The organism is Bifidobacterium aquikefiri (genome assembly GCF_002259795.1).
Lineage (GTDB): Bacteria > Actinomycetota > Actinomycetes > Actinomycetales > Bifidobacteriaceae > Bombiscardovia > Bombiscardovia aquikefiri.
On record NZ_MWXA01000002.1, the window covers coordinates 71,506 to 97,604 of the forward strand.

Genomic DNA, 26,099 nt, shown 5'->3' on the forward strand with positions numbered 1-26,099 from the left:
TATGCAGATTTCAATATCAGATCAAATTGAAGAGTTTGCCGGCCTCGACGGCAATCCAGCCGACCCAGCCGCTGACGGCACCGGTCATGTTGGATATGCCCGTGAAGTCTGCAGGGAGCTTGATATTGCTCGTTACAGCGGACTGCGTAACGTACGGTGCGATATATGAACCAACGTAAAGAATGATGACGATGCTGATCGCTCCTGTTATGAGCATCTTGAACATGTTTCTGCGCACGAATGGGGTGACCAGCGCGAGCAGGAAGGTAAGGGATGCAAGATCTGCGAATGGGAGCATCCTGTTGCCAGGAAGTATGAGCGCGAGCACGATTGCGACAGGAATCAGCAGCAGACCAGAGGCGAGAACCGATGGCTCACCAATGAGCAGCGCAGTATCCATGCCGATGAAGAACTCTCTGTTCGGGAACCATTTCTTCAGCTGCTTCTCGGCTGCATCACGCACGGTAATCAGACCTTCGAGCAACACGCCAATCATCTTTGGCAGCAGCACCATGGCAGCCGCGACGTTGATGGCGAGGCTGATGGCCTTCGCAGGCGAATATGCAGCGAGAATTCCAATGATCAGACCAAGGATAAAGCCCAGGACTACTGGCTCGCCAAAGGCGCCGAAACGCTTTTGGATCTTCTCCGCGTTGAAGTCCACCTTCTTGAGTCCAGGAATTCTATCGATCACCCAGTTCACACCAATGGCCAATGGAGACCACATCATGCCGGCAAGGTGCGGGAACGAAATGCCCGAGAGTTTGTATTCCTTCTGGATGTAAGGCGCAGACCAATCGGCAACCTTGAGCACGATGGCGAATATGATCCAGACGAAAACGGTCGAGAACCAGAAGTTCTTCGTGACGGCGAATACCGTCGCTCCAACCTGCAGGAAGATCCAGTAGTTGAAGATATCGACATCAACGGTCTTCGTCAGCTTCAAAACAACCATGATTGCGTTGATTATCAGAAAACCGACAACGACTGCGGCCATGATAGGCGTGCCCCAGCCAATCGTCGAGGCTGTTGGCCAACCGACATCGACCACCGTCAGGTGCATGCCCAGGCGATTGACCATCGCCTTGGATGCGGGCCCGAGGTTGTCGAGCAGCAGGTTGATGACCATATTGACGCCAACAAAACCGACACCAACCGTCATGCCGGCCTTGAACGATTTTCCGATGCCGAGCCTAAATATCAGGCCGACGACAAAGAAGATTATAGGCATCATCACAGCTGCGCCCAAACCTATTATTGTATTGATGACACTCATGGTTTCCCTTTCGTTGTTCCAGAACTTCTTCCTTGAGTCCTGGGAGTCATCGTGTTGTTACCAAGCACCGTCGCTTGTGTGCTGAGGAATCGAATCGCGCAACGTTGACGCGTACGCATACACGTTGTTCGCTGCACAACCCCCTGTTCGGTTCCCCAGACGAACGATTTCGCCGTAACAGACTTACCTATGTAACGTATCGCAATTAGGTGGTCACATCTATGGAATTGATGAACATATGTTCATTGGACTATTCAAGTCTTCGCTCATTTAAACAGCAATTCCCAAAATTATGGCTACTTAACACAGGTGTCTTCGAATTTGAGTGTATGATTATGAACAAATGTTCATAAGAAATTCGCAGCTGGCATCAGCTGAATCACGTCAGCATATCCAGCTCACGCTCAGGGTGGCTCGCATGTATTACATGCATGACATGACCCAGGCACAAATTGCAGCATCAATCGGCTACTCCCGCCCAACGGTCTCCCGCCTGCTTCAAGAGGCTCGAGACGAAGGCATAGTCCACATCGACATCGGCCATGTACTTGAACGCGTGATGACGCTTGAAAACAGGCTCATCGATTGTTTCGGTCTGAAATACGCCCGTGTGGCGCCAAGCTTTTCCGATCAGACCCCTTCAGAAACAGTCCCGGAGTATGCTGCCACCCTGTTTTCCGAAAAGGCGCAGGAGGACTCGCTGATCACCGTCTCCAACGGTCGTGCGGTTGCCGCAACCGTGCGCAACATTCCTATCAGAAACTGGCCCAAGGCCAATGTCGCGCAAATGGTGGGTGCGCTTTCGCCATCCAACCACATGACAGATTCTCCAGATATCTGCCATCTGCTTGCCAATCGTCTGAACTGCACATTTACCCCACTGCATGCACCGATGATCATGTCAGCTCCATCGATCGCCGCTGCGATGCGGCGAGAACCGCAGATCGCCACTTCCCTCGCCCTGGGTGGCGGAGCCGATGTAGCGATAGAGGGCGTTGGTGCCGTTATCAACAATCATTTGAGTCCGGTGTTCGATAATTATGTCGATGCACCCATGATCAGGCGAATGAGGGATCTGGGAGCGGTCGGAACGGTCTGCGGTCATTTCATTGACGCACAGGGCAATCACGTTCATACCGAATTGTGCGTAAGAACCATTTCTATTGACATCGAACGCCTGAAGCATATTCCTCTGGTTATCGGCGTGGCGTGGGGAAAGCAGAAGATCGAGGCCATTCGCGCCTGCCTGGTGGGCGGATATCTTTCGGCACTGGTGACGGATCAAAGTACCGCCGAACTCTTGCTCGCCAAGTATCAGCAGCCTGCGCCGGGGCGCTAGATCTTCAGGGTCTGGGTTGGCAATCTGCGGTGCTGCCTCAAGCGGTGTCAGGTGTGCACCTGACAGTGTTCGCCCAGAGAGAGTGTTTGCCACGAGAGAGCATGCGTATATATGTCCGAATCATTTTGGTTATACGCTTCTCTACGGAAGGAGAGGCAGCCATGTTGAGCATACAGGACATTTTCAGTATCGGCGTGGGACCGTCATCATCACATACCGTTGGTCCGATGTGCGCAGCACGAGCATTCATCGGATCTGTGGAGGATGGTGAATTGCTATGCGCCATAAGGCGCATCAAAGTGACGCTCTATGGTTCGCTGGCGCTTACCGGTCTCGGACATGGCACGGACCGAGCCATTCTCGCCGGGCTCGAAGGCGCAACGCCGGCTGATGTTGACACTGACCACATGGCCGAAATCGTGCAGAACTGCGAGCGTAACGCATCCCTACATCTGATGGGTACGCACAGCATTGCCTTTGATTATGGCGAGGACATCGTTTTTGAGCGTTGGAAGCGCATGCTACTTCACCCCAATGGCATGAGATTCCAAGCATTCGACGACTCAGGTTCAGTACTCGATGAACAGGTCTGGTATTCCATAGGAGGCGGTTTCATCAGAAAGGGGACACCTCACGACCCTCTCGTCGGTCTACATGACAATGCGACGGCAGATTCAAGTTGGCTTGGCGAGACAACGACTCCGGCAAGTGACGCTTCACAGGGCAACATCGGCGATGTTCCAGCCAACGAAGACAGTGACTCGGCACCGGTTCCCTATAACTTCGCATCGTGCGACGAGCTACTCACACTGTGTGATGTGCAACATTTGAGCATTGAAGCAATCATGATGGCCAACGAGAAGGCATCTCGTTCAGAAGCCGACGTTGTTGCCGGGCTGGATTCGATCTGGAATGTCATGCATTCCTGCGTCCAGGCAGGGTGCACCAGCAAGCGCAGCACACTGCCTGGCGGTCTGCATGTTCCTCGCCGCGCTGCACATATCTACGCCAATCTCAAGCCCAGCGGCATCGACATACTGAATGAAAACAGCCATTCCTTCAACGCCTCGCTGAGAGAGAAGGAAATGGAGTGGGTTGATCTTTTTGCCCTGGCAGTGAGCGAGGAGAACGCCAGTGGCGGTCGAATCGTCACGGCACCAACCAACGGTTCCGCTGGCATCATTCCAGCTGTGCTCCATTATTATTGGTATTTTGTCGATGGTGCAAACATGCACGGCATCGAGCGCTTCCTGCTCACGGCCGGTGCAGTCGGCTATCTTTTCAAAAGAAATGCCTCCATATCTGGCGCGGAGGTCGGATGTCAAGGTGAGGTTGGTTCTGCTTGCTCGATGGCAGCAGCCGGCCTATGCGCAGTGCTTGGGGGCACACCCGCCCAGATTGAGAATGCAGCGGAAGTCGGCATCGAACATCACCTGGGACTGACATGCGACCCTGTTGCAGGGCTTGTTCAGATACCCTGCATTGAACGCAATGCCATGGCAAGCATGACCGCAATCAACGCAGCGCGCATCTCCATGCTGGCAGAGGGCAAGCATATGGTGAGCCTTGATCAGGCAATCAACACCATGAAGCAGACGGGTCACGATATGATGGACAAATATAAGGAGACTTCACGCGGTGGTCTGGCTGTCAACGTAGTTGAATGTTAAATAACAGCTCAATCGCAGAAATGTAAGCTTTCTGGAAACTATTCGAAATATTTTCGAGTTTTTTGCTGTTTTAGCTTCCCAAAATCGATTTTTGGGGCACAATAGGTGAAGAATATAGTGAACGGAGCGGTCGATTGGGAACAACACTCGCAGATATAGCCTCCAAGGCAGGGGTGAGCCAGGCTTCGGTTTCGCGCGTTATCAATGCAAAACCCGGGGTTTCCGAGGATCTACGCAATACCGTTATCGATGCCATCACATCCCTAGGCATGCCAGTCGACAAGATGCAGCGTAACGGGACACGTCTCATTGCAATCGTCACACCAAATATGTCGAATCCCATCTTTCCCGAATTCGTGACAGAAATTACGAATCTTCTCGCGCAACGCGGTTTTCTCGTCATTGTATGCTCATATACACCTTCGGGAACTTCAGAGGATGGATACCTTGAACTCCTACAGAGTCAGCCCCTCGCCGGCGTTATCTTTCTTGGCGGAAAGTACGATACCAAAGACTCGAATCTGCTGATTTACAACACACTCGCCGACCGCGGCATCCCCGCAGCATTCGTCAACGGTGCCAAGCGAAACATGGATGGCATCTACGTGAGCACCGACGATGCGCTGGCAATGACCATCGCATTGAAACACCTCACCGACCTCGGGCACCGTCATATCGGACTTCTGCTCGGAGACAGGAATCATTTCCCCTCGATCATCAAGCATGGGGCAGCTCTTGAATTCTTTGCCCGGCATGCAATTGAGCATGGTGATGACATGACAGCCTGGACCACCTATGGTGTCGAATCCGGGCAGATGGCAGCACGACTGCTCATCGAAAATGGGGCTACAGCCATCGCCTGTGCCAGCGACGAATTGGCGTTGGGCGCGATAAAGGCCACGCGTTCACTCGGCTTGAGCATTCCCCAGGACGTTTCAGTCACTGGATACGATGATTCACCGGCCATGAGCTTCATGACCCCTTCGCTGACAACAGTTCGCCAGCCGGTGGCAAGGATCTGCCTTTCGACTATAAATGCCCTCATGGCAATGATGGAAAACAAGACACTGACATCACGCAGAGACGTCATTCTCTTCGAGCCCGAGCTGATCGTGCGTGAATCGACAGGCCGCTGCATCAGACACAACGCCCCTGCGGTTGAACCGTAAACGCAAGAGTGTTTTCGTTTTAAAACAACCACGGCACTGTAAGGCAACAAAACTTGCAGTCCCGTATACAAATTGCATGAATTTTCATTGACATCACTTCTCGCAAGACAATCACATGCTCAAAATCCAGTTTTACAGCGAGGAGCAGAGCTCCATATGACATTTTTGAACTTCCCCATCACGGGTTTACCTCCCCTGTGCCTGTGCGGGACAAGTTTATGGGCAGGCAACAAACACTGCTTCAGTGATGCGAAGGCGTACACCGCCTTGTGAACGGTCTTGTGCATACAAGGTGCGGCAAATCACTGCGTGCGGGTATAGGTGCGGACTGTTGGCGGAACGTATTGCCTGGCCCACGGGATGATTTCATCAAAGGAATTGGCGAACAGAAGTTTGTCAAATGAACCTTGGTTTAGAAAACCGTTGTCAACCATGCGCTGATACATGGTACGAATCGGATCCCAGTAACCATCCAGATTGAAGAAGACGCATGGTTTCGAAGTCAGACCAATTCTGGCCCACGAAAATGCCTCGGTGATCTCCTCGACAGTTCCTGGGCCACCGGGGAACGCAATATACACATCGCCAAGCTCCATCATTCGACGTTTGCGCTCATCCATGTCGTGCACGACCTCAACAGTCGTCAATCCTTCGTATGGTCGTTCGCGTTCGGCGAGTGCCTGTGGAATAATGCCATGTGCCGAACCGCCATGCTTCAGCACGCTTTTGGCAACGATACCCATAAGCCCAACGCCTCCTGCACCGAATACCAGCTCACCCCTCGAATCGGCAATCCATTTGCCCAGCCGATCTGCCCAATCCGCATATTTGGGATCCTTCCCGGTTGCCGCTCCACAATATACCGTGACTTTCAGCGTCTTCTGCTCGATCCGATTACCACTGTGCTGCTCTTTCACGCAATCCTCCACATTCTTTGTCGCTCCCTATCAGTGTAACGACATTCAAACCGCACCAGACAGCGGTCGTGGCTTCAACAAGCGTTTCACGACATCGCGCCCGCGAGGAAGTTGACGGTTGCGCCGATCAGCAACGTATTGAATAGGTATGAAAGCAGCGTATGGGCCAGAGCGACCTTGCGGACGGCTTGAGTTGTCAGATCAGTGTCAGAGACCTGAAAAGTCATACCCATGGTGAAGGCAAGATAGGCAAAATCACTGTATTGCGGATTTTTCGTGCCAGGAAAGTCAACACATCCATGATCCGCACTGTAATACATTCCCGCATATCTGAGTGTGTATAAGGTGTGAATCAGCCCCCACGTGAGCAGGATGCTCGACAAGGTCAGCGCTGCGACCGGCAAGGTATGCTCCTGAGAAGTGCGCCCTGTGCTCATCATGATGACGAGCGCTGCCACCGAAACCACACTGGAAACCACAATGACAATATCCGCGATGGTTCGTGATGGATCCTCACCCTGCGCGTGTTCGCGGGTTCTCTCGCCATCAAGCCTGGCGATGCGCAGCCACACTCGTGCGAGATAGAACAGGCATGCACTGACCCATCCGATAACACATGCTGTCGGGATATTCTTCCCAAGAAAGAACGCAATCAGCCCAATCGGAATGCCGAATGCAAACATCGCTGAAGTGCGACGCCCAGAGCGTGAGACCCCGTTCTCCTTGCGCTGCTGGTTTCCTTCCCGCTTCCGCCCATGCTTCGAGCTCCTGCCACAGTCATCTTCAGATCCGCTCAATCCCCTACCTCCATGCGAAAAACGACATCACCGTCAAAGACTCTTCAATCTGCCATATACAGCAATATGATACGAAGCGGCAGATACCGAAAGGGGATTTATATGATGGCGAACACATCCGCCGCATCGATGCTGGTTCATATTCTCAGCCATTCAGATGGCAGAATAGCTGAGAATTCTTGCAATTCGTCACGAAGTTGGATTGCCACTGTTACTTATGAAAGCAGAGAGAGCAGGTCGTCCTTGGTGAGGGACGACATGGACTGACCGGAACGGGATGCGGAATCCACGAAACGGGAAGCGAGATCAGACTTGGAATGCTGCAGCTTCAGAATGCGCTCCTCGATGGTGTCTTGCGCAACGACCTGATAGACATTCACATCCTGCGTCTGACCGATACGATGAGCGCGATCGGTTGCCTGATTCTGTGCAGCCGCATTCCACCACGGGTCGGCATGCACCACAACGCAGGCACCAGTGAGGTTCAGTCCGGTGTTTCCTGCCTTCAACGAAATCAGAAACACCGGCGTATCGTCCTTGTTGAACTGATTGACAAGATCGAGACGCTTCTTCTTCGGCGTCGCACCTGTAATGACATCGTATCTGACACCGTCCATGCGCAAACGTTCCGCAATCAGATCGAGATAGCTTGTAAATTGCGAGAAGATGAGCATCTTGCGCCCAGCATCCTGGGATGCTGATACCAAGTCTTCGATGGCATCCAACTTTGCAGACTCGCCCTTGCCTGATGCAGCATCGGCAAAGAGCAGACGCGGATCGCAACATACCTGGCGCAACTTGGTGAGCTGAGCCAAGACAAGCAGCTTCCCCTCCGTGAAATCGGGATCGCTCTGGCGTGTAAGCGTATCGCGCAGACGCTGTTCAAGTGCGGCATAGAGCTTTCGCTGTTCTCCCTGCATTTTCACGGTGATGACATTCTCAATCTTGTCAGGCAAATCCTTGAGGACCTCGGATTTCAAACGCCTCAAGATGAATGGTCCGATGAACCCTTGCAGCTTCAACTGAACATTGCGATCGCCGCTCAGGATAGGCATTTCAAATCGTTCACGGAAGTGAGCATAGGATCCCAGGATGCCCGGCATCAGGAAGTCGAAGATACTCCACAACTCCGAGAGTCGGTTCTCAATTGGCGTACCGGTCAGGGCAAATCGATGCAGAGTCTTGATCGATCGCACGGCGCGAGATGACTTGGTTGCATGATTCTTCACATATTGTGCTTCATCAAGCACCATACAATAGCATTGCAATGTCTTATAGTCGTCCAAGTCGCGGCGCAGCAGATCATACGACGTGATGATCACATCGGGAGCCTGGGTCGATGATGCCACATGCTCTGCCGTGGCAGACAATGGCATATCGTCCGTAGTCCGCTCCGCTTCGGCAACACTCAAAGCTCTTGCCTGTTCAAGCAATTCATGGCGTTCGGCCTTCGTTCCCGATGCCACCACAACCTTCAAGTCTGGGGCGAACTTTTCAGCTTCTGCAGCCCAGTTATAGACCAGTGATGCTGGGCACACGATCAGGTTAGGCCCCGTCGCTCTCGCCTCATTCTGGCGTGCCAGCAAGAAGGATAGCAGCTGTGCAGTTTTGCCCAAGCCCATCTCATCGGCCAGAATGCCGCCAAATCCCTTGTCACACACGGCACTGAGCCATCTGAAGCCTTCGGCTTGGTAAGGCCGCAGCACGCCCTGCAAGGACTTTGGCACGCAATACCGAGCCGGGTCTATGACCTTCAACTCCTGCACATACGCTTTGAAGCTGTCTGATTTCGCAGAATCGGGAACCTGACTATCGAGGTAATACGCCTCAAAAGCAGGCAATTCAACACTGCCGGATGTAAATGCGCTCTGCTTGATGGCCAGGTCGTCGGCAATATCGTCAAGCTGATGGGTATCGACAGTTCCCATGTCGACGAAGGTACCGTTGCGCAGTCTGTGGAAGCGCCGATGCTTGCGATAGCTTTGCAACAGTTCCCGTACCTCGTCTGGGTCGATTTCGTCGGCAATCGGCGAAATCTCGACCAGCCCAGATTTCATATTCAGACCAATGCCAATGATTGGCTTCGGCATGTCGGTCAGACCGTCGAAAGCTGGCGTTGCGAACACGCTCCCGAGGCTCTTCAAGATGGTCAATCCCTCGGTTATGAGCTTGTATATTGCCTTGTCATCAGATTCTTCGATGCGGGCAGTCACACCGTCAGGCATGGGGAAGTACTGGCGCACGGCCTCGACAGCCAAGCGCTCGGTGTCTTTGTCACGCTTGATTCCATTGCTGTTTCTGGCATCAATTCCAGAAAAAACGTGGAAGCTCTCATCGCCATATCTGGCCTGTACGTCGCAGATGACACCCTCTTTGTCACGGTCGAGATAGCACTCGATGACGCAGGGCTCAGTGCGCAACTGCAGCAGTTCCTCTGGAATGTCCGCAATGATATGGCTCTTCCCGCCTGGACGGGACGATGGGGCGCCTGAGCCTGCGGGATCATGATCCTCTGGGATGCCTGGCGAAGTTTGCGTTTCAGAAGGAGTGGCAAGAAATGGCAGAATGGTACGCGTGAAGGCATCCAGGTCATCCTCACCGAGATAGAGTCCATCCGGGTCTCCCTCAGCGCACAGGGTTGAAATAAGCTCACGATGATTCACAAAATACTGACTGCACCGATAGATGACAGCTTGATTGATGACCATGCTCTGTGATGCCAGAGAAGGCATTGAGGCTGATGGATTCGACGTTTCGGCCAACGCTGCAAGTGCGGCATTCCTTTCGATTGCCTTCACGGCACGAGAAGGTGCTTCGACGGGGCGAATCACCACAAATGACGAGTTTCTACCTGGGATGAACCGCTCGGCAACAGCGTCATGCTGAATCAGATATCCCGAGTCCTGATCGCTCCGCGACCCGAAGGCATCAGGCTTCTCTGTGGAGTCATGCTCTGGGACTATCCGAATCCCCAGATCGGGATCGCCGTCAACGACATGCGCCGGTCCCGAAGCCTCGAAAAGTTCCTGTGGTGGGGCATAGTCGATGGTTTCGTCCGAACCGACGAACAGTTCCAGCAATTCTGCGGTTTCAGAGTCAGAGAGCGAAAGGGCTGCTATCTTCGGCTGATAATGCTCGGCATAATAGCCCGAACTGCGTTCGGAAGCCAGACTCTTTCGGATCTCGAGAGCACGGTCGATAATGCCCAGTACTTCGCGAGAGCGCGGTGCGAGAGCTTCCATCGTGTGAATGAAGGAAAGACGCTGTCCATACGAAAAATATTCTCGAGCGCGAAAGGCATCGATCATGCCTTGAATATCCTTGACCACGTAGTTGATGTTGTGGGAGGGTACAAGAATGCGGAGGCGCAGCGACCAACCACGTGCAGCACATTCAATGCTGGGGCGCAGCCGCACGCTACCATCAGGCATGTTCTTGTGCATATCCGAGTGAGCATGGCCACCGGCTACCTCAGATACGGTGCTGACTTCCTTCAGAAGTGCTATCTGGCGGCTTTTGGCCTCAGCGCTTTGTTCGGCATCGCGTTGACGCATGAACCTTCTCAAGATTCTCGTAGTGCCTTTGTGATTCACCTTTTCCCGCAGTGGAGAGCGTGGCACACTTGAGCCAAGGAACAGTTCTGGATGTTCGTTATATTGTTTGATCAGCGCAACTGTGTGTTTGCAGCCGGCACCCATGCGATTGAATGCAGGGCATGTGCATGAGATTGATACGATCTTTCCACTGGGAATCGCGATTGCTGCACTTACCTGATAGTCGGAGTTTCCAACCGAAGAGTGGAATCGTGTGGAAACCACGGGAGCTGTGCTCTCCACCTCTGCGGAGAGCATGAGCAGAGCATCTGAGGTGCCTTCGTTCTTGGTCGCACTTCTCATGGAATGCATACGACCGCTGGATATCACTTCATACGCACGGTTATATGCTCGAGTCCCGAAATATCGCCGAATTTGCCGCTCTGGTACCGTTTCCGTCATCTCAACTGTCATCGAGTCGCTTACTCGCCTTCTGCAGTTGTGCTCAACTGCTCTCTCATTGCGTCCATCGCCGGTCTCAGCCGGCCATTTCCCTATCTCGCTCTCAACCAATTGCCATCATGCAGACGTCTTTCTCCCAACGATGCCAACATGGTGTTCGCAAGAAAATCTGATGATGCAAAAAGGACATGTCAATAGTAGTCCACTCAGTGAACCGAGCGATTTGCGTAGCCTTTCAGTGAAATTCCGAGCACCTCGGCCTCTTGCGCCGTCTCGCCCGTGATCACAAGATCAGTCCTCGATAACTCAGTGAGAGAACGCGCCCCCAACAAGGTCATGATGGAACCCAACTGCTGCTTCCATCGCTCGATTTCTGCGATCAGGCCTTCCGTGCCGGATGCAATCAACGTATGCAGAAAATGCCCGGACACCCCGACCGCCTGAGCACCCATGGAGAGCGCAATGGCAACGTCGAGTGGCGTTCTGACTCCACCGGAGGCAATCACTTGCGGTTTGGAACAATGCCGCTCTGCACCTTCTTGAGTGGGACGGTTTTGGCCGAATATATCGTTGTCTACTGTGGCAACGTTCATCAGACTCAGCACCGTTGACTCTCCCCAACCCGTCATGTAGCTGAATTCGGAACGCTTTCTGCGCTGATTTTCAATGGTGATGAAATCAGTCCCACCTTTGCCACTCACATCGATTGCGGCAGCCTTCGTGGTGTAGAGATAACGGATCGTTGCCTGGCTCATGCCGAAACCGACCTCTTTGACAATGACCGGAACCTGCACAGTCTCTGCAATCGCATCGATGCTCGCCTTCCAATCCCTGAAGTCCCGGTCGCCTTCGGGCATCACAATCTCCTGGGCAGCGTTGACATGGACCTGCAACGCATCTGCATCAATCATCTCGACGGCCTGCTGTGCCTGTGCCGCGGTTACACTCGGCCCAACATTGGCTATGAGAAAGCCTCGCGTATGTTCTCTGAGCGTTGCGAATGTTGGCGTGAGCGACGAATCGCGCAAGGCCGCATGCTGCGAGCCCGAGGCGATGGAGATGCCTGTTGCATTGGCTGCCTCTGCCAGCGAAGCGTTCAAGACTCCCGTCTGTTTGGAACCACCCGTCATGGCGTTGATATAGAACGGAAGCTCCCAACGCGCACCGAGCACATCCGTGTGGAGATCGATGTCGGTGACCGCGATGTCAGGGAAGCTGTTGTGAATGAATCTGACATCGTCAAAGGAGTTGCGATTCTCGGCTTCATGCTGGCTGTTTGCCAGTCTCACATGGTCGTCTTTACGAGAATACGACTGTTGCGCGGCTCTATGTACCTGATCGGCATATGCAGCATGGGGCGCAGCGGCTGATGCGGACGCGGATTGCAGACCAGTAGCGTGTGCCGGTGACATTGCAGGATCAGCATGTTCAGGCGTGTTCCCAGTTGACATGATCATTCATCCCCCATGCTGATGCGAAGATTCAACGCCTCGATACCGCAGGCATTCCAATCGTGTTGAATTGCACGCGCATCAACATCCATTCCGCAGATGGCGATACCGCAGTCGCCTCCCCCTGCTCCAGAACTTTTTGCAGCAGCACCATGGGATTCGGCAATGCTCACCAAGCGATGCAACGCTGGTGTTTCAACGACGGTACCGGTTATCTCGGTAAGACTCAGCAGGATCCGGCGTGCCTCGCGAATCTGTGTCTGGATTGCACTGATATCGCCATGTCCGAAGGCTTCGGCCATGGATTGAACACAGGCATCGCTGCGCTGTATGAACGCTGCATAACGCTGTTCAGCGTGAGCAGACGATTCATGCGCTTTCACGGTTTTTGAAACCACTGGTTCTGAAACCACTGGTTCTGAAACCACGGTTTTTGAAACCACGGTTTTTGAAACCACGGTGCCGGACTGCGCATGAAGCTGATGCTTGGTATTTCCATGCACCCTGTGCTGCACGTTTGCGACCAGCTCAGGCGTCGAAGCAGGCGCTCCCGTCCATCCGACGAGGAACTTCATTGCTGTAGGGATCGGCAGCTGTTCGATTGACAATCCCGGCCAATCCATATGGATGAGCTGTGCAATGCTCAGCGATGATTCCGCGTTGCGCGCCGCTATCCATGCACGGTCTGGCGAACTGTATGCAATGCAACCATGGAATGTACCTGCTGCAATGTCTCCGCCCGAACCCGATGATTGCACTTCGTTCGCTGCGAGGAAGGCTAGCTTGTAACGTTGCATCGCATCGATGTCAAGATTGTAAAAACTGCAGAGTGCCTGGACCGTGGCTACGGTGACCGCAGCTGAAGAGCCAAGGCCGTATTTCTTTCCCGACGCATCATCCAATCCGCTTGATACGGAAATATCACAGTATTTCAGCGTTTTTCCCACTTCACGTGCAAGCTTTTCAACCATGCGGATGGCATTGATGATGAATCCCCAGCCCGATTGATCCGCAGAATCAACGACTATCGTGTCCTGACTGCGATGCCATTGGACAGATTGCTGCGTAAATCTGTTCGACTGCAATGATCCCTGAGAGGAATCGCCATGCGAAGCTCGAACCTCAACATCAAGAAAACGGTCTACCGCAACGACAATTGCACGGTGGCCAGGCTCGACAACCGCATATTCACCTGCCACATAGAGTTTTCCAGGTGCTCTGCCAGTAGCTGTCTCTTCCAAATCATCGTCCTTCGTCCGATTTTCCATTTGCGCTGTTTATCAGAGCACACGACTTTATATGTCCAAATGTTGATCCAGTATTCGGACACCCTCACCGGCCATATGTATGTGAATATCGCGCTGCGGCATACGTTCACGCAGTGCTTCACATACGTGCACAGCATCCTGCGCAGAAGTGAGCACCTTGACATTTGGCCCTGCGTCCATCGTAGACCAGGCTCCCAAGCCACTGGCGCGAACATCCTCAACCGCGTGCAATGCCTCCACTGTTTCTGGCTGCCAATACAGAACTGGCGGCTGCGCCGTCATCATCGTTGCATGCATGCCATATGAGTTTCTTTCAGTCACAACTCCAAGCATCTCGACGTCGCCACGACTGACAGCAGTGATGGCCTGCTGCAGATCGTCTGTGCATGATTGAATCCAGGATCCGTACAAGGGCGAAGTCTCAACAGAGCGACGCATGGCGACGCGGCTTGAGACGGCCTTCTTCTTGTCAGAAATAAGTATTACGATCATCGCGAGCTGCATGCCGAAGTCGTGTGCAGACCTACCCGCAGCAACAGACTCACCATTGGATTCAAGCAGGGATGCAATTGGTTCGGCATATGAAGTGGCATCGTCATGTCCGGCCTGCCACACCGCCAAACCAGCATAGATGGAGCGTGAAGCCGAGCCCGAACCACACCTTGCCAGTCTTGAAAGATACCTGTCGTCCAGATTCAGACCAGCCGCGCGCGAAGCCGCTGCCGCGAGCGCTGCGAATGCGGATGCGGAACTCGCCAGGCCTGCCGCATACGGCACGGTATTGTGTGAGATAACGCTGGCAGGCGCATGAATTCCAGAGAGCTCACGAATCCTATCGAGAAAGGAACTCACCCTGTGCAAGGCCTTTCCCTGATGCCGTTCTCCGTCAATTATCAAAGTATCGGGACTCGTCGCAGAAGCATCGCTACACTCTTCGGACGTATGTATGGATTTCAAGTCCCTGCTGGATGTATCGGTATGGAACGTGACCTGGGTGGTCGTGCTCAATCCATCAACGGTCAGAGAAAGGCTGGACGCATTTGGAATGATCAGTGATTCGTCGGCCTTGCCCCAGTATTTCACGAGAGCGATATTGGCGTTTGCACTGGCGGTTGCCTGCATCGACCCGGAAGACACCTGATCTATCTGTGCGTTGATCTGTGCACTCTCCAGTCTCATGCCACGGCTCCGAGCCTATGGGACCAGACGCCTCGTGCACCTGTTTGCTTGAGCTTGCGCATAACCGTATCAGCCTGCCTCTGGTCTGCCGCGAGTGCGACGATGCAGCCGCCAAGTCCACCGCCGGTCATCTTCGCACCCAAAGCTCCTGACTCGCGTGCGGCACTCACCAACCTGTTCAAGGTTGGATCGCTTACCTTGAGTTGGGCAAGCAGGATATGAGCAGCGTTCATATGAACTCCCAAATCGCCAATCGCTCCTCGTTGCAGATCATTCACGGACTGTGACCCCAGAGTGCCAAGTTCCGCGAGAATCGCGCCAACACGGGGCTTATCCTGCTCGTATTGGCTACGTACACTATCAACCGCCTCACGTGTACTTCCACAGATTCCCGAATCGGCAATGATCAGTACACCCGAAGACTGAATGGATAGCTGTGAGATTCTGCCTGCGCTAAGCATCACGGCATTGCGAGAGCATGTGGTTGCCGAATCCAGACCAGATGGGTGACCATGGGTGACCATTTCTGCGCGATTGGTGAGTTCAAACAGTTCTTGAGAAGTAGCGCTCATTCCGTAGGCATCCAGCACTGCTCGGATAACGGCTCCAGCCGCGGCGGCCGAAGAACCAAGTCCTCGTTCTGCCGGAAAATCCGCCTCGGTCACGAAGGTGAAGGCCGACCAGCGTCTCGGTGAGACGAATTCCTCTGCAACAGTCACAGCTCTTCGAATGCCGGCGAAACGTTGACCGGATTCCTCCAACGGGGCGCTGAATCCCAGGGCTCGTAATTCGTGTCTGCCATTGAGGTTCGGAGTTGCCCACGCCTTCATCTTCATGCTGTGCAGGGGAAAGGCCACCGCAGGGTATCCGTAGACTGCGCTGTGCTCTCCAATAAGTATCGTCTTTGCCCATGTTTCGCCATATCCGGAATGAAATGCCCCACGCGAGGTGCTATCGACGTGCGCAGTATGGGAAGCAAGCTGAGGACTGGCAGAACGCATCACATGACCCGAGACCTTCGACGCAGTCTCAGTGCCCAGAAGGGCCGACTGCGCTCGTCTACGGTCTTGCTCATACGTCAGTTCCTTCATGAAAGCTCTGCTCCACCTTTCCGGCTCAACGATCCTGGTGCATATCGCGATTCAGAACCGTCGCACGAACCGTTACCGGCGAAATTCACTCTCGCCATTATTTATATGCATACCGTTTAAGGATTATACGGTCGATTGCCTCTCGCCCGCAGCGCAGAACGATGATAATACAGTGGAGATTCACAATTCCGCTGCAAAGTTTTGAGATAGAAACTCGCGATCTCGTTGACTCGTTCGACATGCTATCGTGCAAGCTGCTGATCGTTTGCGTTGTGAGATGTTTTCTGCTCGCCTGTGCCCGAAACTTTCCACGCTTCAGTCACCGCGTCAACGGGCATCGTGTCCAGATCGATTTTCGGATCAATCTGCTGTGTGGCGAGTATTTCTGAGGCCTCTTGGGCCGAAGATACGGCCGGCATCGAACCCATGAGGTTCTTTCCGGCAGTTTCAGGAAGGAACAGGATGGCGATTCCGCCAATCACTGAGAACAGCATCACATAGAACGCAGGCATATAGGCGTTGCCAGTCAACTCGATCAATCCCTGCACGAAGAATGGTGTGGTGCCACCAAAAAGTGAAACACCAACGTTATAGGTGATGGCCATTCCTCCGAAACGTGAAGCTGTCGGGAAAAGTGCCGGAAGCGCCGAGGCAATCACACTGATATAACCGGCAACCGGCAGTGCAAGCATGATGAGCGAAAGATGCATGGCAAGCGAATTGCCCGAATTGATGAGCATGAATGCAGGAATCACCGCGGCCACAGCAATCACCGCGGATGTGACGAACACAGGCTTTCTTCCATAGCGATCCGAAAGACGGCCGGCGAACGGCATCAGGATTGTTATGAGCACCAGTACTGGAATCGTGGCCATGGCTGAATTGGTGGTGCTTTCGCCAAGTTCATGTGAAAGATATGTTGGCATGTAGCTTGTCAGAATGTATCCAAGTGTGTTGCCTGCTGCGACGAGTGCGATGCCAAGAAGAATCTCCTTGTGGAAATGTTTGAAAACGCCACGAAGCGAATGCGTGGCGAATATGCGTTCATCGCGTTGCTTCGGTCCAACGATGGAGAAGCGCCAACGCCCTCGCTTGGATATTCTCGGTTTGCTCATGTCAACATCAGGATCTTCAAGCTCGAAATGAGGAGTCTCAGGTATTCGAGACCGGAAGTACACCGCGATGACCCCAAGAGGAATCGCCAGGAAATATGGGATTCGCCAAGCCCAGTTCACCATCGCGTCAATACCCCAGTAGTGTTCGGAAATGGCGGTCGTGACCGCCACCGCGCCTGCACCGACGGCGAAACCAAGATACGAACCGACATCAAGCCATGAACTGAAGAACCCTCGGCGTCTGTCTGGAGAGAACTCGGACACATATGTCGCTGCTCCTGCATATTCACCGCCTGTGGAGAAACCTTGGATCATCTTGAGAACATACAGAGGCACCGGTGCCCATAGACCGATCTGCGCCGCAGAAGGCAGGGCCCCGATCAACGATGTGGAGACTGCCATCACCGACATGGTGATGAACAGCACCTTCTGCCGGCCGATTCTATCGCCCAATGGCCCGAGAATGAATCCTCCGAGAGGACGAGCCAGGAAGCTCACCGCAAAGCCCAGCAACATTATCAGAACGCCCAGCGAATTCGGAATGCCTTTGGTGAAGACGGTCGTCATCACCACCGTCAGATAGCCATAAATGCCGAAATCGAACCATTCCATGAAATTGCCCACCGAAGTGCCAAGCACTGCCTGCTTGACGGAATCCTCCTCGACCATAACGATGTCATCTCGTTGAAGATTTCTGGGTCGTGGGAAGGGGAAGCGAATGCGATGATGCTTCCTTGTGCGATCCGATTTCGCGACCTTTCTTTCCTCCTCTGCTTGCCTTGTCTGCGTTTCCTTCTGAGTGGCCGATCTCGCTGCAGCCATCGAAGCTTCGGAAGAGGTTTTCATACCATGTGACGTTCGTGTAGTTGACTTGCTGTGCATTCTTTCCTTGTATATGCAGATCGTGCTCTTCGATCCTGCTTATGGGCCGACTTTGTCGTTATTGCGCAATCGAGCTCGGAAGCCCAAATTGACTTTCTGCAGCCAAAATTCATGCAAAAGACCGGAGCAATGGTCCTCAATCAGGCGGAAAACACACGCAAATAACGCGCCACAGTCAGCATTCGGTCAGTGAATGTGATGCTCTATGCACTGACCTTATCGATACGGGACTTTCCATCGCGTGGCAACGCGCACCACACGTCGTATCGCAAAGCCCGACAATAATACCGCATGGTGCGGAATTGGGGAATCTGCCCAGTATCAATCATCTCCACAGCATCGGTAGAATGCTCTGTATGGGAACACGTTTGGGAACACCGGCATATGACAATGATCAGGAACTGCTTGTGGGCGGCTGGAGTGCAGACGGAGATGGCCAGGCACAGGGCATCGAATGGATCACTGCATGCCATCAATCTACTGGCCGATCAGGTCATGGGTATGGTAACGAAGATGGCATCGGACTCGAACATCACGGATGCGTGGCTAAGATTCCTTCACCATCATGGCTGTGCCTCAACAACGGCAGCGTGTATGGCTGTCTGGAATTCAGCAACGAACTCGTGTCATACTCATGCACGACGAGCAGGGATCGGCAGCACCCAGGGCTTCAACTCCACCAGCTATCGCGAGTGAGCACGCCGGGTGAAGGTCCGACGCACGTTGCCCTGTGCAAGGACGATGTGGGCTCCATGCATATAGTGAGTGCCTGCTACGGCGATGGAACCGTAACCGTACATCCTATCGATGCGCAGGGAAGCATTGGCAAGGCCGAGCAAGCCTTGCATGGAGAAGGGCATGGTCCTCTCCCCGCACAGGAACATTCCCATGCTCATTGGATTCTCCCGATAGAGGCCCGCGCGCAGAATACTGCCGGATCATCTCCATCCGCCCGCCATTTGGTATTGGTCAGTGACCTCGGCGCAGACCGCATCCGCACATATGCTTGGAGCAACGGAAATCTCAACGAGATTGGATCACTACAGCTGCCAGCCGGTACCGGGCCGAGGGACTTGCACATGCTGCCCGCGCATCTGCAGGACTTTGGCGATTCGGTTGCAATCATCCTCATTACCGAATGGAGCCGCAAGGCGTTCGTGTTGCGACTTGACTCATCCAATCCTGCAGGAATCAGCATCGTCACGAATGTGGATCTTGGCGCAACGCAGAAGGATCAGGCATCATCGCTGGCATATATCCCCGACGATGCCAATGACCCCGAGCACGGCTTCGCCTATGTCGGGCTGCGTGGAACCAACCGCATCATCCCGCTGCGTTGGAATGGATCCACGCTGGCAAGACTCTCAAATTCAGGTGACGACTCATGGCAGAGCGGTTTCCCCAGCGGCGGAAGCTGGCCAAGACATATTCTGGCAATCGGTCACAGACTGCTCGTCTCGAATCAGCTTACGTCCACGATCAATGGCTTTACCTGCGATGATGACGGCCAACCTCATGAGGAAGCTTCGCTGCATATCCCCTCGCCGACCTGCATCCTGAGCGTTTGAGAAATCCGATTCAGGAGGCATCCCATGCGCGATAAGCCTGTTGTGCTGCATCTCACATTCACCGACGGGATGCATAGTTCTCCAGCTCTCTGAGTTTGTCAAAACGCTGATTGATCGTATCGATTCGACTCCGGGATGCATCCACATTCTCACCTTGCTGAGCGCTGGTTGCCACATAATCGGCGATCAGTGCAAGCACACTGAATACGGCCGTGTAGCTTGAGAGCACATGAGAGTGGAGATCGGTCTCAATGAATTGCGCATCTGCTTCGAGTGCGGTTCGACGAACTGTAGAATCGCCGATGATGATGAGTTGCACATGCTGTTCCGCAAGCGTTGTGGCAAGATTGTGGAACACTGCCGTGCGTCTGCGCGCTCCAAAGAGGATTGCAACGTCCTCCTTGTTCAAATCCACTATCTCTTCGGCCAGGCTTTGCCCCGGCTCTGGAAGCGCCTGCACCCTTGCCCGTGACTGCATCAGTTGCTCACGTAGGTGCAGGGCCATCGGATAGTTATTTCGCAGCCCAATGACTGCAACATTTCTGGCCTTCATAATCGATTGAGCAATTCGATCCATCGTGGCGTTGTCGAGTCGGCTGAAGGTGTGCTGCAGCGCGGCGACATCGTTGTTCATATGATCGACCAACAGACCCCTGGTGGTTTCTCCCTGGCTGAGGAACTCAGGCGATCCGGGTTGATGATGCCTTCGTATATCACGCTTGAATTCCGCTGCATTGCGAAACCCTATCTTACGGTACAGGCGGCTTAGGGTTGGCTGAGAGACCTTGGAGAGCTTGGAGAGTTCCGCCGAGTTCAAAAGGAGCGCATCCGAAAGATGCCCAAGAATGAACATCGCTGCGTCTTGCTCAGCTGCTGTAAGTGAATCGTAATTTTCCTGTATACGCTCAACTATGCTCATCACCCTCACATCTTACAATGGTGGCCGCCTTTGAACACTGCCCCAGATCATGAGCTGGCGACTTGCGCACCCGCATGTGCTGCCCGGCAGAGCAGCAGCAGGCACCAAGTAACGAATATTTCCGATCCTTTACCAATAGGTTTCCACATATAAGTGACTTTGACACCAAATGTTCCGTCTCGCACAATTACGTAACGAAATAGAAATTTCAGAATATAAGTTCTGAAACAAATATTTCAGATAGTGAATCCGTCATCACACGTTGAGCTTCAAGATATACAGCAATCGGTTCAATTCACTAAGTTCTCACTGAAATTGAAATTTCCACACCCTCTGCCGTCAACCATCGCAGAAGCTCGCTTGGCAAGGAGAACAGACATGACTTCAATATCAGTTGAAGAAGGAATACAACACAGTCACACAACCCCGCAAGATGAGGTGATCATCAAAAGCGACTACGATGCACGTCTGGCCAATTCGGATCTCGCACCACTCAAGAAACAGACGTGGTCTTGGTACAACATTTTCGCATTCTGGATGTCAGACGTTCATTCCGTGGGTGGATATGTGACCGCAGGAAGCCTCTTCGCACTGGGTATAGCAAGCTGGCAGGTGCTGCTCGCACTCATTGTGGGAATCGTCATCGTTCAGGTTTTCGTCAATCTGGTTGCAAAACCAAGCCAAAGCATGGGTGTCCCATTCCCCGTCACCACCCGATTCGTATTCGGCGTCAAGGGTGCCAACATTCCCGCAATCATCAGAGGAATCATCGCCGTGGCATGGTACGGCGTCCAGACATTCCTTGCATCCGAATCGTTGAACATCGTATTTCTGAAATTCATTCCCTCATCCCAGACCCTTGCGACGGACTATAAGTTCCTTGGGCTGTCTGCACTCGGCTGAATCTCGTATGGAATCCTATGGATCGCACAGACCTGCGTCTTCTGGAAGGGTATGAACGCCATCCGCAAATTCATCGACTGGGCGGGCCCACTCGTGTATGCAGTCATGTTCATTCTCGCCGTCTACCTCGTTATCGAGGCCGGAGGCATCAGCCACATCAACCTCAATCTCTCATCCGGCAAGCCACTGAGCTTCATGCAGTCAATCCCAGTCATCATCACCGCGATTGCACTGGTCGTGTCGTACTTTGCAGGACCCATGCTGAACTTCGGCGATTTTTCAAGGTACTCGCACACCTACAAGAGCGTCAAGAAGGGTAACTTCTGGGGACTCCCCGTCAACTTCCTCGTCTTCTCACTGCTCACCGTCATCTGCGCCTCGGCAACGGAACCCGTGTTCGGCAAACTCATCACCGACCCAATCGAAACCGTTGAACAGATCGGCGCTCCAGTTGCAATTCTTCTTGGAGGCTTGACCTTCGTCATTGCAACCGTGGGCATCAACATCGTTGCAAACTTTGTTTCACCGGCATTCGACTTCTCACACGTCAATCCTCAGAAGATCAGCTGGCGCGCAGGTGGCATGATCGCCGCAATCGGATCGGTCGTCATCACCCCATGGAACTGGTACGCAAACGATCAGGCAATCCACTACACGCTCGACCTTCTCGGATCGCTGATTGGACCACTCTTCGGCATTCTGATCGCCGGGTATTTCACCATCTCAAAGCAGCTCGTAGCCGTTGACGACATGTTCACGATGAGTCCGAAAGGACACTACTGGTATCACAAGGGATTCAACCCCAATGCAGTGCTTGCACTCGCCATCGCCGGTGTCATCTCGGTCGCAAGCGCCATCGCCCCTTCGCCTCTTAAGCAGCTTGGACTCTTCGACATCACATGGATTTCCAACTTCAGCTGGTTCATCGGCGCTGGCTTGGGATATGTTCTGTTCGTGATCCTCGAACGGAGGAATCCACAGATGCCACAGCTGGATGCCGCTTCGCCAGACGTCAACAACGGCGCTCTGCCGGCAAATAATTGATCATTCAACGAAGGCATAGACACCGTTATGAAAATCAAGGTAATCAACCCGAATACAACCGAAGCGATGACGCAGTCCATCAAGCACGCTGCGCTATTGGTAGCAGAAGATGGCACAACCATCGAGGCAGTGAGCCCAAGGATGGGACCCGTGTCCATTGAGAGTCACTATGACGAAGCTCTTGCCAGTCTCGGTGTACTTGACGAGATTCGCCGAGGTGAAGACGAAGGCACAGATTCGTATGTGATTGCATGCTTTGGAGATCCAGGGCTCGACGCAGCCAGAGAGTTGACGTCCGCTCCGGTTCTCGGCATTGCTGAAGCGGCGTTTCATGCAGCCAGCTTCACCGGCAGATCATTCGGCATAGTCACCACACTGTCTCGAACATTGGGCAGGGCAAGGGACTTGGTTGATGCCTATGGATTTTCAAAGCTCTGTGTGAGCTACGCAGCCTGTGAAATACCCGTTCTCGCTCTTGAGAACGACCCGCAGACCTGCTATCGCAAGCTGGAGACCGAATCAAAGAAGGTGCTTGCCGAATCCGGCGCAGATTCCATCGTTCTGGGCTGCGCCGGCATGGCCGGAATGTGCCAACGCCTTACCGAAGCGCTGCATGTTCCTGTGATTGACGGTGTTGAGGCCGCTGTATCACTCGCTCAGGCTTTGGTGAGAATGAAGATACGTACAAGCACCACGGGAGAATTCGCACTTCCTCCGGCAAAGCCTGTCGTTGGGCTGTTGCAACCGTTCACTCTGGATGGGGCAGATTCATGATAGAAATAATTGTTTCAAGTTGGTAATTTTTGAATAATAAATTTCATATATGAATGATCCAGAGATTTCCTACAGAGGTTTCAAGCCCAAAGGAGAGGTTATGAGCGCAGAGTCCAATGAAAATATCAATGCAGAAGTCATGCAGGTGGAACCTTTGAACCCACCGCATCGTTTGCTTATGGCACCGGGACCGGTGAATGTCGACCCACGAGTATTGAGTGCGATGTCACAGCCTACGGTCGGACAGTTCGACCCATACATGTTCAAGGTCATGGGCGAAGTTCAGCTCATGCTGCGTGCGATTTTCAAAACAACCAACAAACAGACATTCGTCGTTGACGGAACGTCACGTTCAGCAATCGAAGCCGCCTTCGTCTCCGTGCTTGCGCCAGGCGACAAGGTGTTGGTCTGCTGCGCCGGACGCTTCGGGATGCTTCTCAAGGAGATTGCCCAACGGTGCAAGGCTGAGACCCATGTTATCGAGCGCCCGTGGGGTGAAGTCTTCAGCATCGACGAAATCGCCGATGCGATCAGGCGCATTCACCCAAAACTTGTAGCCACGGTTCATGGAGACACATCGACGACCATGCTGCAACCACTCGAAGGACTCGGTGAGATCTGCCACGAGAATGGCGCATTGCTCTTCACCGATGCAACCGCTTCACTAGCCGGCAACGAGCTGAAAACCGACGAATGGCAGATCGACATCGTCACTGCCGGGATGCAGAAATGCCTGGGAGCTTCATCGGGCATGGCTCCAATCACCATTTCTGAGCGAGCGGTCGCAGTGATGGATGAACGCAAAAGCATTGAGGCCGGCATAGCCGACACCAGCGAAGAGATACAGAACAACCGCATTAACAGCAACTACTTCGATCTGCCACAGATCATCGACTATTGGGGACCGCGGCATCTCAATCACCACACCGAGGCCACACACCTGCTCTATGGAGTGCACGAGGCTACCCGAATCATCGCTGAAGAGGGAATAGATCATGTGATCGAACGCCATCAAATCAACGGACTTGCAATGTCAACCGCACTGCTAAAGATGGGCCTGAAACTGTATGGAGATCAGCAAACGCGAATGAACGACGTCATAGGCGTAGTCATTCCAGACGGTCTTCATGACACGGCAATCCGTTCACAACTGCTTGAGGAGTTCGGCGTTGAAATCGCGTCCTCATTCGGCCCACTGCAAGGCAAAATCTGGCGAATCGGAGTCATGGCGTGGAATGCCCGGAAGGATGCAGTACTCACGGCCGCATCGGCTTTGGGCACGGTTCTCAATCAAAACGGCGCGAAACTTGACATTCAGAAGGGCATTGATGCAGCTTCCGCCATCTACGCCCAGTCAGAGAAAGAGAGCAAGGCATGAAGGCATCGCTGAAGGAAACGACGAGGGAAACAACGCGGGAAACGACAACGGATTCCCTGGATTCGGCTCTGGCACTCTCGCATCCATATGGCAGACCAAGTGAATGGGCAAGCAGCGAGGCCGGCATCATCATGGATCGCTGCGACCAGCTTGCCGGATTCTCTCAGATGAAACACGGCATTGAACGCACCTATCTTTCACCAGAGATGAAGAGTGCATACCAGCTCACGGGCTCATGGATGAAGGAAGCGGGTTTGACGGTCCATATCGACCCGGCCGGCAATCTTGTGGGCAAAGTCGAAGGGCGCGAAAATGGTCTTCCGGCACTCGTTCTTGGCTCACACCTTGACAGCGTGCCCGATGCCGGACGATATGACGGCATCCTTGGTGTCGTCTCTGCAATTGCTGTAGCGAAACGGCTAACTACCAGTGGACTGATGAACAGGCTGCCCTTCTCACTGGAAGTCGTGGGATTCGGAGATGAAGAGGGTGCACGCTTTGGAGCCACTCTTCTCGGTTCGTATGCCCTTGCGGGCAGTTGGAATCGCGAATGGCTCAATCTCAAGGACGCCGACGGCATCAGCATGAGAGAGGCATTCCTCGACTTTGGGCTTGACCCTGACGATGTCGGCAAGGCAGCCTTGAGCCCTGCAGATGCCTTTGGCTATATGGAGCTCCACATTGAACAGGGACCTATTCTTGAGTCTCGTGACAGATCCTTGTCTTTCGTGTCTTCCATTGCAGCTGCATCGCGATATGTCATAACAGTAACCGGGGAATCTCGGCACATTGCCACCCCATACAACCTGAGAAGGGATGCTCTTACCGCCGCCGCAGAGATGATTGAAAGCATCGATCGTATCAGCCGTGAGGCAGGGGCAAGATCCAACGTTGGCGAAATCTCCGCCTTCCCGGGCGGCGTGAATGTGATTGCCGGTACAACGACGTTCAGCCTCGACGTGCGGGCGGGCACCGATGACATACGTGATTCGACATTGGCCGCGATGTGGAACGCCATCGATACCATCTGCACATCCCGTAAGGTCAGCGTGGAAAGAAAGCTCATTCACACCGCGAGTGCGGTAACTTGCGATACTCAATTGCGCTCATGCATCGCCGAAGGCATCGAGAAGGCTGAGGGCAAGGATGCCTTTGGTCTGGTAAGCTTCCCCGGGCATGATGGCATGGCCGTTTCCGACTTGCTTCCCATTGCCATGCTGTATGTACGCTGCAAGGGAGGCATCAGCCACAGTCCTGATGAATCCGTGAGAGACATCGATGTCGCCCTTGGCATCGATGCATTTGAGCAGGCTGTGGAAACGCTCGCCGCTCGATTCGATCAAGCTTAGGCACATCACACAGCT

General features: G+C 53.4%; 17 protein-coding genes and 1 pseudogene. 8 read left to right on the forward strand and 10 right to left on the reverse strand.

Annotated features, from left to right (window positions below; translation table 11 throughout):
- Positions 1 to 16 precede the first annotated feature (16 nt).
- Positions 17 to 1,276 carry a PTS galactitol transporter subunit IIC gene (locus BAQU_RS01085; RefSeq protein WP_094692227.1) on the reverse strand — a complete coding sequence of 420 codons (1,260 nt, stop codon included), beginning with the start codon at positions 1,274 to 1,276 and terminating at the stop codon, positions 17 to 19.
- 343 nt (positions 1,277 to 1,619) lie between these two features.
- Between BAQU_RS01085 and BAQU_RS01090 the strand changes: the two genes are divergently transcribed.
- The 3 genes from BAQU_RS01090 (at position 1,620) to BAQU_RS01100 (ending at position 5,454) form a co-directional block, all read left to right on the forward strand.
- Entirely contained in the window at positions 1,620 to 2,615 is a 996-nt protein-coding gene (locus BAQU_RS01090; protein WP_094692228.1) for a sugar-binding transcriptional regulator, read from the forward strand.
- 161 nt (positions 2,616 to 2,776) lie between these two features.
- On the forward strand, positions 2,777 to 4,285 hold the full coding sequence (locus BAQU_RS01095; protein ID WP_094692229.1) for an L-serine ammonia-lyase: 1,509 nt from the start codon (positions 2,777 to 2,779) through the stop codon (positions 4,283 to 4,285).
- Positions 4,286 to 4,419: 134 nt separating this feature from the next.
- Entirely contained in the window at positions 4,420 to 5,454 is a 1,035-nt protein-coding gene (locus BAQU_RS01100) for a LacI family DNA-binding transcriptional regulator (protein WP_094692230.1), read from the forward strand.
- A gap of 302 nt (positions 5,455 to 5,756) precedes the next feature.
- Here BAQU_RS01100 and BAQU_RS01105 read toward each other — a convergent pair whose 3' ends face one another.
- From BAQU_RS01105 to BAQU_RS01140, 8 genes are all read right to left on the reverse strand, one after another.
- A complete protein-coding gene (locus BAQU_RS01105) occupies positions 5,757 to 6,371 on the reverse strand; it encodes an LOG family protein (RefSeq protein ID WP_211277070.1) in 615 nt (204 codons plus the stop codon).
- An 86-nt stretch (positions 6,372 to 6,457) separates the two neighbouring features.
- Positions 6,458 to 7,168 (reverse strand): DUF1345 domain-containing protein, encoded by a 711-nt coding sequence (locus BAQU_RS01110; protein WP_143241940.1) that lies wholly within the window; start codon positions 7,166 to 7,168, stop codon positions 6,458 to 6,460.
- Between the two features lie 215 nt (positions 7,169 to 7,383).
- Positions 7,384 to 11,175, reverse strand: coding sequence for a DEAD/DEAH box helicase (locus BAQU_RS01115; protein WP_244568384.1), 3,792 nt, complete (start codon positions 11,173 to 11,175; stop codon positions 7,384 to 7,386).
- A 194-nt stretch (positions 11,176 to 11,369) separates the two neighbouring features.
- Positions 11,370 to 12,614, reverse strand: a complete 1,245-nt coding sequence (gene fni / locus BAQU_RS01120) for a type 2 isopentenyl-diphosphate Delta-isomerase (RefSeq protein ID WP_211277071.1) — start codon at positions 12,612 to 12,614, stop codon at positions 11,370 to 11,372.
- 2 nt (positions 12,615 to 12,616) lie between these two features.
- On the reverse strand, positions 12,617 to 13,882 hold the full coding sequence (locus BAQU_RS01125; RefSeq protein WP_094692232.1) for a phosphomevalonate kinase: 1,266 nt from the start codon (positions 13,880 to 13,882) through the stop codon (positions 12,617 to 12,619).
- Positions 13,883 to 13,909: 27 nt separating this feature from the next.
- Complete coding sequence (mvaD, locus tag BAQU_RS01130; protein ID WP_211277072.1) at positions 13,910 to 15,061, reverse strand: diphosphomevalonate decarboxylase; 1,152 nt, start codon at positions 15,059 to 15,061, stop codon at positions 13,910 to 13,912.
- Complete coding sequence (gene mvk / locus BAQU_RS01135) at positions 15,058 to 16,152, reverse strand: mevalonate kinase (RefSeq protein WP_211277073.1); 1,095 nt, start codon at positions 16,150 to 16,152, stop codon at positions 15,058 to 15,060. The genes mvaD and mvk overlap by 4 nt, the downstream gene beginning before the upstream one ends.
- A 242-nt stretch (positions 16,153 to 16,394) precedes the next feature.
- Positions 16,395 to 18,149 (reverse strand): MFS transporter, encoded by a 1,755-nt coding sequence (locus BAQU_RS01140; protein WP_211277074.1) that lies wholly within the window; start codon positions 18,147 to 18,149, stop codon positions 16,395 to 16,397.
- Between the two features lie 356 nt (positions 18,150 to 18,505).
- Here BAQU_RS01140 and BAQU_RS01145 point away from each other — a divergent pair, with 356 nt between their 5' ends.
- A complete protein-coding gene (locus BAQU_RS01145; protein ID WP_158215603.1) occupies positions 18,506 to 19,717 on the forward strand; it encodes a lactonase family protein in 1,212 nt (403 codons plus the stop codon).
- Positions 19,718 to 19,775: 58 nt separating this feature from the next.
- Here BAQU_RS01145 and BAQU_RS01150 read toward each other — a convergent pair whose 3' ends face one another.
- Positions 19,776 to 20,636: a MurR/RpiR family transcriptional regulator gene (locus tag BAQU_RS01150; RefSeq protein WP_094692234.1), complete on the reverse strand. Its 861-nt coding sequence runs from the start codon at positions 20,634 to 20,636 to the stop codon at positions 19,776 to 19,778.
- A gap of 378 nt (positions 20,637 to 21,014) precedes the next feature.
- Between BAQU_RS01150 and BAQU_RS01155 the strand changes: the two are divergent.
- The 4 genes and pseudogenes from BAQU_RS01155 (at position 21,015) to BAQU_RS01170 (ending at position 26,084) form a co-directional block, all read left to right on the forward strand.
- Positions 21,015 to 22,583: pseudogene (locus tag BAQU_RS01155) on the forward strand (NCS1 family nucleobase:cation symporter-1).
- Positions 22,584 to 22,610: 27 nt separating this feature from the next.
- Positions 22,611 to 23,357 carry an aspartate/glutamate racemase family protein gene (locus BAQU_RS01160; protein ID WP_094692235.1) on the forward strand — a complete coding sequence of 249 codons (747 nt, stop codon included), beginning with the start codon at positions 22,611 to 22,613 and terminating at the stop codon, positions 23,355 to 23,357.
- A gap of 100 nt (positions 23,358 to 23,457) precedes the next feature.
- Positions 23,458 to 24,735, forward strand: a complete 1,278-nt coding sequence (locus BAQU_RS01165) for a pyridoxal-phosphate-dependent aminotransferase family protein (protein ID WP_244568385.1) — start codon at positions 23,458 to 23,460, stop codon at positions 24,733 to 24,735.
- On the forward strand, positions 24,732 to 26,084 hold the full coding sequence (locus BAQU_RS01170) for an allantoate amidohydrolase (protein WP_094692236.1): 1,353 nt from the start codon (positions 24,732 to 24,734) through the stop codon (positions 26,082 to 26,084). The genes BAQU_RS01165 and BAQU_RS01170 overlap by 4 nt, the downstream gene beginning before the upstream one ends.
- Positions 26,085 to 26,099 lie beyond the last annotated feature (15 nt).

What these genes read in the sequence shown, in the direction of transcription:
- BAQU_RS01085 (WP_094692227.1), bottom strand. Translation starts at nt 1,276, where the DNA reads ATGAGTGTCATCAATACAATAATAGGTTTGGGCGCAGCTGTGATGATG.
- BAQU_RS01090 (WP_094692228.1), top strand. Translation starts at nt 1,620, where the DNA reads ATGTTCATAAGAAATTCGCAGCTGGCATCAGCTGAATCACGTCAGCAT.
- BAQU_RS01095 (WP_094692229.1), top strand. Translation starts at nt 2,777, where the DNA reads ATGTTGAGCATACAGGACATTTTCAGTATCGGCGTGGGACCGTCATCA.
- BAQU_RS01115 (WP_244568384.1), bottom strand. Translation starts at nt 11,175, where the DNA reads ATGACAGTTGAGATGACGGAAACGGTACCAGAGCGGCAAATTCGGCGA.
- fni (WP_211277071.1), bottom strand. Translation starts at nt 12,614, where the DNA reads ATGTCAACTGGGAACACGCCTGAACATGCTGATCCTGCAATGTCACCG.
- BAQU_RS01125 (WP_094692232.1), bottom strand. Translation starts at nt 13,882, where the DNA reads ATGGAAAATCGGACGAAGGACGATGATTTGGAAGAGACAGCTACTGGC.
- mvaD (WP_211277072.1), bottom strand. Translation starts at nt 15,061, where the DNA reads ATGAGACTGGAGAGTGCACAGATCAACGCACAGATAGATCAGGTGTCT.
- mvk (WP_211277073.1), bottom strand. Translation starts at nt 16,152, where the DNA reads ATGAAGGAACTGACGTATGAGCAAGACCGTAGACGAGCGCAGTCGGCC.
- BAQU_RS01140 (WP_211277074.1), bottom strand. Translation starts at nt 18,149, where the DNA reads ATGCACAGCAAGTCAACTACACGAACGTCACATGGTATGAAAACCTCT.
- BAQU_RS01145 (WP_158215603.1), top strand. Translation starts at nt 18,506, where the DNA reads ATGGGAACACGTTTGGGAACACCGGCATATGACAATGATCAGGAACTG.
- BAQU_RS01150 (WP_094692234.1), bottom strand. Translation starts at nt 20,636, where the DNA reads ATGAGCATAGTTGAGCGTATACAGGAAAATTACGATTCACTTACAGCA.
- BAQU_RS01160 (WP_094692235.1), top strand. Translation starts at nt 22,611, where the DNA reads ATGAAAATCAAGGTAATCAACCCGAATACAACCGAAGCGATGACGCAG.
- BAQU_RS01165 (WP_244568385.1), top strand. Translation starts at nt 23,458, where the DNA reads ATGAGCGCAGAGTCCAATGAAAATATCAATGCAGAAGTCATGCAGGTG.
- BAQU_RS01170 (WP_094692236.1), top strand. Translation starts at nt 24,732, where the DNA reads ATGAAGGCATCGCTGAAGGAAACGACGAGGGAAACAACGCGGGAAACG.